This window comes from Egicoccus halophilus (genome assembly GCF_004300825.1).
Classification (GTDB): domain Bacteria; phylum Actinomycetota; class Nitriliruptoria; order Nitriliruptorales; family Nitriliruptoraceae; genus Egicoccus; species Egicoccus halophilus.
On sequence record NZ_CP036250.1, the window covers coordinates 3,782,340 to 3,793,964 of the forward strand.

10 protein-coding genes are annotated in these 11,625 nt (G+C 73.3%); 7 read left to right on the forward strand and 3 right to left on the reverse strand.

Annotated elements, in window-relative coordinates; all coding sequences use genetic code 11:
- The first annotated feature begins 61 nt into the window (after window positions 1–61).
- Window positions 62–517: a response regulator gene (locus tag ELR47_RS17215; RefSeq protein WP_165404168.1), complete on the forward strand. Its 456-nt coding sequence runs from the start codon at window positions 62–64 to the stop codon at window positions 515–517.
- Between the two features lie 11 nt (window positions 518–528).
- On the opposite strand, the gene ELR47_RS17220 is transcribed toward ELR47_RS17215, so the two are convergent.
- Entirely contained in the window at window positions 529–1,593 is a 1,065-nt protein-coding gene (locus ELR47_RS17220; protein ID WP_165404169.1) for a serine/threonine-protein kinase, read from the reverse strand.
- A 345-nt stretch (window positions 1,594–1,938) separates the two neighbouring features.
- Here ELR47_RS17220 and ELR47_RS17225 point away from each other — a divergent pair, with 345 nt between their 5' ends.
- Window positions 1,939–3,405 carry a DEAD/DEAH box helicase gene (locus tag ELR47_RS17225; RefSeq protein WP_130650997.1) on the forward strand — a complete coding sequence of 489 codons (1,467 nt, stop codon included), beginning with the start codon at window positions 1,939–1,941 and terminating at the stop codon, window positions 3,403–3,405.
- 64 nt (window positions 3,406–3,469) lie between these two features.
- Here the strand turns inward: ELR47_RS17225 and ELR47_RS17230 are convergent, their stop codons facing one another.
- Window positions 3,470–5,218, reverse strand: a complete 1,749-nt coding sequence (locus ELR47_RS17230; protein ID WP_165404170.1) for an SGNH/GDSL hydrolase family protein — start codon at window positions 5,216–5,218, stop codon at window positions 3,470–3,472.
- 136 nt (window positions 5,219–5,354) lie between these two features.
- A complete protein-coding gene (locus tag ELR47_RS18535) occupies window positions 5,355–5,987 on the reverse strand; it encodes a hypothetical protein (RefSeq protein ID WP_165404171.1) in 633 nt (210 codons plus the stop codon).
- A gap of 103 nt (window positions 5,988–6,090) precedes the next feature.
- On the opposite strand from ELR47_RS18535, the gene ELR47_RS17240 reads away from it, so the two are divergent.
- From ELR47_RS17240 to ELR47_RS17260, 5 genes are all read left to right on the forward strand, one after another.
- Window positions 6,091–7,158 (forward strand): NAD(P)-binding domain-containing protein, encoded by a 1,068-nt coding sequence (locus ELR47_RS17240; RefSeq protein ID WP_130650999.1) that lies wholly within the window; start codon window positions 6,091–6,093, stop codon window positions 7,156–7,158.
- A gap of 135 nt (window positions 7,159–7,293) precedes the next feature.
- On the forward strand, window positions 7,294–7,629 hold the full coding sequence (locus ELR47_RS17245) for a carboxymuconolactone decarboxylase family protein (RefSeq protein WP_130651000.1): 336 nt from the start codon (window positions 7,294–7,296) through the stop codon (window positions 7,627–7,629).
- Window positions 7,630–7,785: 156 nt separating this feature from the next.
- Window positions 7,786–10,062 (forward strand): molybdopterin oxidoreductase family protein, encoded by a 2,277-nt coding sequence (locus tag ELR47_RS17250; protein ID WP_130651001.1) that lies wholly within the window; start codon window positions 7,786–7,788, stop codon window positions 10,060–10,062.
- 36 nt (window positions 10,063–10,098) lie between these two features.
- Window positions 10,099–10,704, forward strand: coding sequence for a 4Fe-4S dicluster domain-containing protein (locus tag ELR47_RS17255; RefSeq protein WP_130651480.1), 606 nt, complete (start codon window positions 10,099–10,101; stop codon window positions 10,702–10,704).
- Window positions 10,705–10,707: 3 nt separating this feature from the next.
- A complete protein-coding gene (locus tag ELR47_RS17260) occupies window positions 10,708–11,625 on the forward strand; it encodes a dimethyl sulfoxide reductase anchor subunit family protein (RefSeq protein ID WP_130651002.1) in 918 nt (305 codons plus the stop codon).

The following is an 11,625-nucleotide window of genomic DNA, read 5'->3' on the forward strand; positions in this document are numbered from 1 at the left end:
GTCGTCCGACCGCCGTTCAGACCACGAGCGCGCCCACACCATCTCGTCACTGGGTCCCTTCGTGCACGCATCCTCCGAGCTGCCGCGACTCGTCGTGGTCGACGACGATCGCACCATCCGCGACGTCGTCAGTCTGACCCTGCGCAGCAGCGGTCAGATCGAGGTGGTCGGTCTGGCCGCCGACGGCGCCGAGGCGATGCAGATGGTCGCCGACGAACAGCCCGACGTCGTCCTGCTCGACCTCATGCTGGGTGCGGAGCGTGGCACCGACCTCATCGCGCCGCTGCTGCGCTCGGCCCCACGGTCCATGATCGCCATGATGACCTCGGTACCGGCCGAGCTCGAGGAGCTCAACTCCCTGCGGGCCGGCGCCTTCGTGTACTACGAGAAGACGATGCTCAGCGCCCTGGCGCGCTTCATCGCCGACGACCTGTCGCTGTTCCGGCGCGCCCTGGGTGGCGAGGACGTCGTCGCCCCGTCGTCGCTGCGTCGGCGCTCGGAGCCGACCGGCACCTGAGCCGTCCCGGCTCAGCGGTCCTCGGTGACGGCGGCCACCAGGTCGACGGGTCGTGCCGGGACCAGCGGCGCCAGCGCGTCCACGGCCTCCCAAGCCGACCGGAAGCGTGTCCGCGGGTCGGACCGGGTCAGCCGGTGCACCACCGCACTGAGGGGATGGGACGGGAACGCGGTCAGCTCGGCGAGCTCGGGCACCTCGGCGGTCAGCCGCGCGAGCGCGATCGCCGTACTGGTGTCGCCGCTGAACGGGCGGCGACCGGCGGCCGCCTCCCACAGGATCAGCCCGAGGGCGTACAGGTCGGTGCGCTGGTCGCCGAGCCGGCCCTCGACCTGCTCGGGTGCGAGGTAGGCCGGGCTGCCGGCGACCTGCCCGGCCGTCGCCGGCGTCAGCTCGCCCGCGAGGTGCCGAGCCGTGCCGAAGTCGACGATCTTGAGCGTGCCGCGCTCGGTCAGCACGACGTTGCGGGGCTTGAGGTCGCGGTGCACGATCCCCTGGGCATGGATGGCGGCGACCCCGGTCCCCAACTGCACCCCGAGCGCCGCCACCACGTCGGGCGAGAACGGCGCATGCCGGGCCATCAGCGATCGCAGGCTCATCCCACCCACGTGCTCGGCGATGAGGCACAGCTGGTGTCCGCGCACGTGCACGTCGAGCAGACGCATGACGTGTTCGTGTTCGACGCTGGCCAGCAGCTCGGCCTCCCGCCGGAAGCGGCGCATCGCGAGGCCGTCGTCGAGCAGGTCGGTGCGCAACAGCTTCACGGCCACCGGCCGTTGCAACCGCAGGTCGGTGGCACGCCAGACGGTGCCGGCGCCGCCGCGGGCGATCAGCTCCTCGATCCGCCACCGCTCGCCGATCAGCGAACCCGGTCGGACGTCACCGTCCAGCGCCCGGGTCACCTCACCCGGTGACGGGGTCCCGCTGTGGCGCGCCGCCTCGTCACGCGCGTCGGCACGCCGCTCGCGATCGTCGGCCCGCTGCTCCCGCGCCTGCAGATCCGCATGGCGGGTCGCGAGCTGACGTTCCCTCGCCGCCAGCGCCTGCTCGCGCTCCTCGGCGCCAACGTTGTCACTCACGTCCACCAGCCTACTCCGGTCCCGCTCGGTGGGCAGTCCGGGTGAGCACGCATCCGGAGGCCACCGTCGGACCTCCTGGGCCCGCGACCCCGGGCGCGGTAGGCTCGTGCCACGAGCTGGCCCCAGTCCACTCGGAACACGCGCTCCTCCGTCCGCCGCACGCGTTCGGTTCGGAGCAGTCCTGGCCCTCGGTCGGCCTGCGGCACACGCCGCACCCTCGATCGGCTGCGTGTTCGACACACGCACCGTGCGCCGGCACCGCCGGCTCCTCGCGTGCACGCGTCCGGGTCCCCGATCCGACGCGACGACGACGTGCCCGCGTACGGCGGGCTGCAAGGCATCTTCATGACGACCTCCACCTCCGAGCGCTCGTTCGCCGACCTCGGGGTTCCGTCCGCACTGGTGGCGCGACTGCGCGCCCTGGACATCCAGGCACCGTTCCCGATCCAGCAGTTGACGCTGCGTGACGCCGTCGACGGTCGGGACCTGTGCGGCAAGGCACCGACCGGCTCGGGCAAGACGCTCGCCTTCTCCCTGCCGGTCGCCATGCGCGTCGGTCGCGGCGCGGCCGGCCGACCCCGCGCCCTGCTGCTGGTCCCCACCCGCGAGCTCGCGGCACAGGTCCGCGACGTGCTCGCGCCGCTGCTCGAGGAGATGGGCCGCAACCTGGTGACCGTCTACGGCGGTACCAGCGTCAACCGCGACCGCCAGCGTCTGGGCCGCCGGGTCGACGTGCTCGTCGCGACGCCCGGGCGGCTCGAGGACCTGCTGCAGCAGCGCGCCCTGCACCTGGGTGACGTCGACCTGGTGGTGCTCGACGAAGCCGACCGCATGGCCGACATGGGCTTCCTGCCGGTCGTGCGGCGCCTGCTCGACCAGACCCGCGGTGACCGGCAGACGCTGCTGTTCAGCGCGACGCTCGATGGCGACGTCGACGTGCTGATCCGCCGCTACCAGCGCAACCCCGCCCGGCACGAGTTCGACACGCCGGCCGAGCGTCGCGGAGACGTACGCCACCTGTTCTGGCCCGCCGAGCGTCCCGAGCGTCGCTCCCTGACCGCCCAGATCGTCCGCCGTACCGGCGCCACGATCGTGTTCACCCGCACCAAGCACGGCGCCGACCGGCTTGCGAAGCAACTGGCCAAGGACGGCATCACGACCGCGGCGATCCACGGCAACCGCAGCCAGAACCAGCGCGAGTCGGCGTTGACCCGCTTCGCCGACGGCACCGTCCAGGCGCTGGTGGCCACCGACGTCGCGGCCCGCGGCATCCACGTCGACGACGTCGCCGCGGTCGTGCACTACGACCAGCCGGCGACGGACAAGGACTACGTGCACCGCTCGGGTCGCACCGGTCGTGCGGGCGCTGACGGCCTGGTCGTCTCGCTCGTCGGTGCCGAGGAGCGCGGTGACGTGCAGAAGCTCCAGCGCGACCTCGAGCTGCCGGTCGGCCTGCACGACGTCGAGTGGTCGCTGTTGTCGGCCGACACCCTCCCGTCCCCGCGTCCTGGCGCCACCACCGAGGCGCGCCCGCGCCAACGCTCGCGTGGCGGGCAGCGTTCCGGTGGCGGGCAGCGCTCCGGTGACGGGCAACGCTCCGGCGGCGGCCACCGCTCGGGTGGACCGCGCACCGGGGAGTCCGGCCGCTCCGGCGCATCGCACGCGTCCGGCAGCCAGCGGACGGGCGACGGGCAGCGCGCCGACGGCAGCCAGCGCACCGGCGGCGGACAGCGCACCGGCGGCGGACAGCGCGCCGGCGGTGACTCCCGCTCGTCGCAGGGTCAGCCGCGTCGACGGGCACGCCGGCGCTGACCGACCCCCTGTCGACACGACGGCGCCCGGGGCGAGTGCCCCGGGCGCCGTCGTGTCGGTCGTGTCAGCGGACGTCGAGCTCCGCCAGCACCCGCGTCGTGCCGTCGTCGAGGTCGGCGACCAGCGTCCAGCCGCCCGGCGTCACCCCCAGGCGCCGCAGCGGGAGCTGCGCGCCGTAGCGGTCCCCGTCGTAGCCCTCCGTCAGCTCGCCGGCGACCAACGCGGTCCCGTGGGCGCTGACGAGCCGCAACGACGCTGGCACGCCGGCCACGGGCTGTCCGGCGGCGTCACGGACCGACACGCGGACGGGCAGCATGGCGTTGCGCTGGATCTCGATCGGCCCGGTTCCTTCGAGCCGGTCCGACGCCACCGCGACGTCGTACACGACGCGGTAGCCCACCGTGGCCTCGGTGCGGTTGCCAGCGGCGTCGACGGCCGTGACCGTGAGCGTCCGCCGTCCGGCCGTGGTGGTGTCCAGGACGCCGTCCGCCTGGGACGGCTCGCAGGACGCCACACCGGAGCGGTCGTCGTCGCAGGCGACGCCGAACCCGGCCTCGGCCCCGAGGAGCACCTCGTCGCCGTCGTCGACCCCGGTCACGGTGACGGTCGGCGCCTGCCGGTCGAGCGACACCGCGTGCACCTCGCTCGCGGACACGTTGCCGTTGACGTCGATCGCCCGGGCCTCGACGAAGCTGGCGCCGTCCTGCTCGACCGTGACGAGCGCCCGGTCCCCGAAGGACGTCTGCCAGGTACCGACGCTGCCGTCCGGCGCGTGCACCCGGGACTCGATGCCGGCCACACCGGCCTCGTCGGTCGCGACGACCTCGACGTCCACGGCCGCGGCGTGCCAGCCGGCGGACGTCGGCGCCGTCGTCGTCGCCAGCGTCACCTGGGGCACCGCCTCGTCGGCGAAGTCGAACCCGGCCAGCCACGACACCTCGGCCAGCTTCACCTGTCCCCGGTAGGAGGGGTGGAAGTGGTCCTGGCTGGACACGTCGCTGTCGACGAACGTGGCCGGATCGTTGCTGAACCGCCAGGTGGCGTCGTCGTCGTAGCGGCAGCGCAGGTACCGGGCGCAGGCCTCGCGCAGCTGGTCGTTGTAGGCCAACCCGTGCGCACGGACCGCGTCGCGGCGGGCGACGTCGGCCGCGTCCTGCGAGGTGGGGTTCGCCAGCAGCGACTGACAGGGGATGAGCCCGAGGGACCAGAACGTCACCGCGACCGCGTTGGTGCGCCGCAGTTCCCACAGTCGGTAGATGTCGGGCACCGAGTTGACCTGCACCAGCGCCTCGGGTCGGTGCTCGGCGATCCACGCCAGCGTCGCGTCGATCTGCGCCCGGTACTCCTCGACGGGCGTCATGTCCTGCACCGTCGGCCGGCACAGGTCGTTGCCACCGATCTGGACCAGGATCAACCCCACGTCCACCGGTGCGCCCCGAACCTGTTGGGCGACGTCCGATCCCCGGGAGCCGTTGACCGCCAGGTTCGCCCGCGTGGTGCTCTGCCCCGGCCGCAGGGACCGCACCCGCTGGAACACGCTCTGCAGATCGGTGTACTGGTCGCCGGTCGCCCACGAACGGTTGGGCCGCTCGCTGCCCGGCAGCGGGATCAGCGAGTCACCGAAGCTGCGCCCGTCGGCACCGGTCCCGGCCGAGATCGAGTCACCGAGCACGGCGACCGACGCCGGCGGACCGGTCCGCGCCGCTGTCGTGGTGACCGATGAGGCAGCGTCGACGGCGACCGCGGTCGTCGCCGGCAACAGCAGGCCGGCGGCGGCCACCGCCCCCAGCACCGCACGAAGCGTTGTCTTCACGTCCAGGCTCCCGTGACCGCCGGGCGCGGTCACGCGATGCCGTGGGAGTCCTCCCGTGAACTCCCGTCGCGCCGCACCCGAGGCGGCGGGACCCTAGTCCGTTCGGGCTGCCTCGGTGCCCGCGTCTCGCGGGTCTTCAGCAACGCTCCAGATAGCCCTGGGCGATCAGGTCCTCGAACTCGGCGACGGCCTCCTCGCCGAGCACCTGGGCGACGACGTCGAGGTCCTGCTGGGTCACGCAGTCGAGCTCCACGTCGGCCGGGAACGGGTTGTCCGCCCCGAAGGCCTCCTCGAGCACGCCGCCCTCGCGGAACGCCGGCGGTTCGGTGGGGCGTGGGCGGGCAGCACCGGACGTCGACTCCCCCCGGCCCGCGCCGCCGGTGCCCTCGTCCACGCCACGGTCGGCAGCGCCGTTCGCGCCGGTGTCGTCCGCCGCGGCGGCATCCTCGGCGTCTCGCCCCGCGGCGGGCTGCCCGGCCGCGTCGGTCGTGCCGTCCTCGGCGTCCCCGGGTACGTCACCGGCTCCGGGAACGCTCTCGCCCGGGCCGTCACCGGCGGACGCCGCGTCGGCCGGGTCATCGTCGGCCGGGTCGTCGTCCGCCGGCTCGCGGTCGGCCGGGTCGTCGTCGGCCGGGTCCTGCGCCACCGGCGCGCCGTCGCGCACGCGGTCGGACACCCCGGTGTCGTCGGACGTGCAGCCGCCGAGCAGCAGGCCGGTCGTGGCCAACGCCGTGGCGATCAGCCGGACGAGGCGGAAGTCGGACCGCATGGTTCCCCCTGGTGCGCGGCCGCGACCGTACTGGCGCGGAATGCCGGCGGCCACCCCGGCGTTGCCCACGTGGTTGCATGACGAACGAATCGGTGAGGAGCGCATGCGCGACGTCGAGGTGGTCGTCGTCGGCGCCGGACAGGCGGGACTGTCCGCGGCGCACTTCCTCGGTGCGCGCGGATTCTCGCCGGGGGACGAGTTCGTCCTGCTCGACGCCGACGACGGGCCCGGCGGCGCCTGGCGTCACCGTTGGCCCACGCTGACGATGCGGGCGGTCCACGGGGTGCACGACCTGCCGGGCCTGCCGTTGGGCGAGGTGGGCGACGACGAGCCCGCCAGCGAGGTGATGGCCGACTACTTCGCCCGGTACGAGCGCACCTTCGACCTCCCGGTGCACCGCCCCGTCGCCGTGCGCGCCGTCCGGGAGGTCCAGGCTCCCGACGACGGGCGCCTGGTGGTGGAGACCGACGGCGGCACCTGGCGCACCCGCGCGCTGATCAACGCGACCGGGACCTGGACCCGCCCGTTCTGGCCCGGCTACCCGGGTCGCGAGCGGTTCCGCGGCGAGCAGCTCCACACCGCCGACTACGCCGGGCCGCACGCCTTCGCCGGCCGGCACGTGGTGGTCGTCGGCGGCGGGCACTCCGCCGTGCAACACCTCGCCGAGATCTCGCGGGTGACGACCACGACGTGGGTGACCCGGCGCGAACCGGTGTGGCGCGACACCCCCTTCGACCACGACGCCGGCCGCGAGGCGATCGCGAAGGTGAAGCGCGCCGTCGCCGAGGGCCGACGGCCCGCGTCGGTCGTCCGCGTGACCGGCCTGGTCGCCACCCCACCGGTCGAGGAGGCCCGCCGCCGGGGCGCGCTCGAACGATCGCCGATGTTCGACCGCATCACCCCCGATGGCGTCGCGTGGGACGACGGCCGCTCCGTCCGCGCCGGCGTGATCCTGTGGGCGACCGGGTTCCGCCACGCACTCGACCACCTCGCGCCACTCGATCTGCGCGATGCCAGCGGCGGCATCCGCATGGAGGGCACGCACGTCGCGGACGACCCGCGCCTGCACCTGCTGGGCTACGGGCCCTCGGCGTCCACGATCGGGGCCAACCGCGCCGCCCGGATCGCCGTCCGCGACCTGCGCAGCGACCTCGGACGCACCGCCGCCTGAGCGCCACAGACCTGCCGGGCGTCGCGGGCGGCCCGCCGGGCGTCACGGCGGGCTGGCCGAGCGTCGTGTCCGCTCCCCGACCGCGAGCGACGTCGATCACTAGGGTCGGGACGGCCGATCGACGAGGAAGCCATCGTGTCCGACACCCCCGACGTCGCGTACCTCCCCGACATCTACCTCGGTATCCGCGACCGCTATCCGCAGGTCGCCGACGCCCTCGACGGCCTCGGGCGCGCCGGGGAACAGGCCGGACCGCTCGACGAGCGCGAGCAGCGGCTCACGACCCTGGGCATCGCCGTCGGCGCCCTGGCCAAGGGCGCGGTGCGCTCCAACGTCCGCAAGGCCCTGGGGGTCGGCTGCACGGCCGAGGAGATCCGCCACGTCGCCGTGCTCGCGATCACCACCGCCGGCTTCCCGTCCGCGGTCGCCGCCATGGGCTGGATCGACGACGTCCTGGCCGAGGAGGCCTGAGCGTCGCGCGGCAGGGCCGAACGGCCCCGAGGGAGCCCGGAGAGGTCCCGCGAAGTCGGGCCTTGTCGCGCTCACACGGACACCCGCGACGGCCGACCCTCCTGACCGAAGCCCACCGCGAACGTCGCGGCCGGGTACGACGCCAGGAGAGCCGCCGTGGTCGACACCGCCACGCCCCCCGCGACCCGGGACGACGGTCCGCACCGCCTGTTCGGCATGGACCGCCGCCGCTTCCTGCAGGTGACGGGGACGGCCGGTCTGGGGCTGACCGCCGCGAGTGCGGTTCCGCTCGGTGCCCGACTGCTCGCGCCGACGGCCGCCGCGGCCGCCGCGCTCACCCCCGCCGAGCGCGTGGAGCGGTGGACCACCTCCACCTGCCAGTTCTGCGCCACCGGTTGCGGCCTGCAGATCGGCACCACCGCCGGTGAGCCGGTGATGGTGCGCGGGAACCCGGACCACCCGGTCAACCAGGGTCTGCTGTGCCAGAAGTCGCTGCACCAGGCCGAGGTCGTGCGCGCCGAGGGTCGCCTGGGCGACCCGCAGCTGCGCGACGCCGACGGCGAGCTGTCTGCTGTCGGCTGGGACCGGGCGTTCGACGAACTCGTCGGGCGTCTGCGCGCGGTGATCGACGAGCACGGCCCGCAGGCGGTCGCGATCTACAACACCGGCCAGCTGCTGCAGGAGGAGTTCTACACGCTCAGCAAGCTCGCCCGCGGCGCGATCAAGACCCCCAACCTCGACGGCAACCCGCGGCTGTGCATGGCCAGCGCCGTCACCGGCTACCAACGCTCGTTCGGCTCCGACGGTCCGCCCAACGCCTACGCCGACCTCGCCGAGACCGACCTCGTCTACCTGACCGGCGCGAACCTGCACGAGGCGCACCCGATCCTCGGTGGCCGGCTGATGGCACGCCTGCAGGAAGGCGGCTGCAAGCTGATCGTCGCCGACCCGCGCGCGGTGCAGTTCACCCGGTTGGCGGACCTGTACCTGCCGATCCGTCCGGGTACCGACGTGGCGCTGCTCAACGCGATGCAGCACGTGGTGATCCGCGACGGGCTCGTCGACCGCGCCTACCTCGACGCGCACACCACCGGCTACGACGAGGTGGCCGCGCTGGTCGCCGACTGGACGCCGCAGCGTGCCGCCGAGGTGTGCGGGGTCCCGGCCGCCGACATCGAGACGGCCGGCCGCTGGTTCGGCGAGGCGAACGCCACCACGAGCCTGTGGACCATGGGCATCAACCAGCAGACCCAGGGCGTCGCCGCCGTCAACCAGATGTGCAACCTGCACCTGATGACCGGGCAGGTGGGACGCCCCGGTGCCGGTCCGTTCTCGCTGACCGGTCAGCCGTCCTCGATGGACTTCCGCCAGGCCGGTGGCGGCGGGTCGCTGCCCGGTTACCGCTCGCTGGCCAAGCCCGAGCACCGCCAGCAGATCGCCGACGCCTGGGGCATCGAACTCGAGGACCTGCCCGAGGCCCCGGTCGCGGCCCACAGGATCTGGGAGGGCATCGAAGCCGGTGACATCCGCTTCCTGTGGGTCATCGGCACCAACCCCGCCGTGACCTTCCCCGACACGCGTTGGGCCACCGAGGTGCTGCGCAACGTCGAGACGCTGGTCGTCCAGGACGTCTTCGAGACCGAGACGACCGAGTTGGCCGACCTCGTGCTGCCGGCGGCGATGTGGGGGGAGAAGGCCGGCACGTTCACCAACTCCGAGCGGCGGGTCAACGTCCTGCGCCAGGCGGTGCAGCCCTACGGCCGCGCCCGCTCCGACTTCGACATCTTCGTCGAGGTCGGCCGCCGCCTCGGGTTCGCCGAGATGTTCCCCTTCGCCACCACCGAGGACGCCTTCGACGAGTTCAAGGCGCTCACCGAGGGCCGCCCCTGCGACCTGCGTGGCATCACCTACGACCGGCTCGAGGCCGAGCACGGCCTGCAGTGGCCGGTGCCCGACACCGCCTCCCCCGGCACGCCCCGGCTGTACACCGAGGGCCGGTTCAACACCGAGGACGGCCGTGCGGTGCTGCACGCGATGGACTACGTGCCGCCGCTCGAGGCGCCCGACGCCAGCTACCCGTTCTGGCTCAACACCGGTCGGGTGCAGGAGCACTGGCACACCATGACCAAGACGGGCCGGATGCCCTCGGTGCTCAAGCGCTCCCCGGAGAACTACGTGGAGGTCAACCCCGACGACGCCCGTCGACTGGGCATCCGGTCCGGAGACCGGGTGCGTCTGCGATCGCGTCGCGGGCAGATGGAGGTCCCGGCACGGGTGACCGCGAAGGTCGCGCCCGGCTCGCTGTTCGTGCCGATGCACTTCGGCCCGAAGTTCGGCAGCCGGCCCGTCAACGACCTCACCGGGCGGTTCTTCGACGAGCTGAGCTTCCAGCCCGCGCTCAAGCACACGGCCGCCGCCCTCGAACTCCTCTGAGCTCCCCCACCCTCCCTGGCACCGGAAGACCTCACCATGACCGACCGTCTCGGCTTCTACGTCAACCTCGACAAGTGCGTCGGCTGCCGCACCTGCGAGGCCGCCTGCGACCAGACCTGGGAGACCCCCATCGACGTGTCCTTCCGCAAGGTCGGCACGCTCGAGGCCGGGGACTTCCCCGACGTCACCCAGCTGTTCATGTCGCTGTCGTGCAACCACTGCGACATGCCGGCCTGCGCCAGCGCGTGCCCGACCGGCGCCTACACCAAGCGCGACGACGGCATCGTGCTGGTGGACCAGGACGTGTGCATCGGGTGCAAGATGTGCACCTTCGCCTGCCCCTACGGCGCGCCGCAGTACGACAAGAAGCTCGGCAAGGTCAGCAAGTGCAACATGTGCGCCCCGATCGTCGACGAGGGCGGAATCCCGGCCTGCGTGGAGAGCTGCCCCTACGACGCACTCGACTGGGGGCCGATGGACGAGCTGTACCGCCGGCACCCCACCGCCCAGCGTGAGGCGCCGTTCTTCCCCGACATCGACATCACGCGCCCCAACATCCTGTTCGACCTGCCGGCCGAGCTGCCCGACGACCTGCGACGGGTCGACGGCACCGACCGCCTCGCCGAGTCCCGGGAGGGCTGAGCCATGCCTGCCTTCGACTGGCCGCTGACCGTCTTCACCCTGATCACCCAGCTGGTGCTCGGTGCCTTCGCCGTGCTGTGGGTCACCGACCTGCTGGCTCGCCAGCTCGCCGACACCGGGGAGCAGGAGGAGCTCACCAGCGTCGGGGTCTGGCTGCTCGGACCGCTGATGGCGCTCGGCTTCGTGGCGTCCACCCTGCACCTCGGGCAGCCGATGCACGCCTACCGGGCCCTGTTCAACCTCGGCAACTCGTGGCTCTCGCGCGAGATCCTCTTCCTCGGCGGGTTCTTCGCCCTCGGGGGCCTGTACGCCGCGCTGTGGTGGCGCTACCGCGACCGCTTCCCGCTGCGTGCCACGCTCGGTGCCGTTGCCGGGGTGGCCGGCGCACTGGGACTGGCGTCGATGACGATGCTCTACCTCGTCCCGGCGATGCCGAGCTGGTACCAGCTGTCCACACCGCTGTCCTTCGTGGCCTCCGCGCTGGTGCTCGGGCCACTGCTGGTCGCCGCGGTGTTCCTCACCATCTACGCACGGCGCCGCACGGCCGGGTCGCTGGAGCCGCTGCTGGGGCTGCACCTGCGGGCCATGGCGGTGACCGTGCTCGCCGGCGCGTTGCTGTCGGCCGCGTCGCTGCTGCTCAAGCTGGGCCGGCTCCCGGCGCTGGGGCTCGAGGGCGAGGCCAGCCTCGCGCTGTTCACCGTCGACCACCGGTGGCTGCTGGCGTTGCGGGCGGTCGGCTGGATCGTCGGGGTCGCCCTGGTCGTGGTGCTGCTCCAGCGGTTGCGCACCGACCGGCTCGTCTATCGCGCCAGCCCGCTGGTGTGGGGCATGCTGGTCGCCTTCGGCGCCTCGGAGCTGGTCGGGCGGCTGCTGTTCTACGCCACCGCCGTCCCGCTGCGCCCACCGGGTTCGATCGTCTGA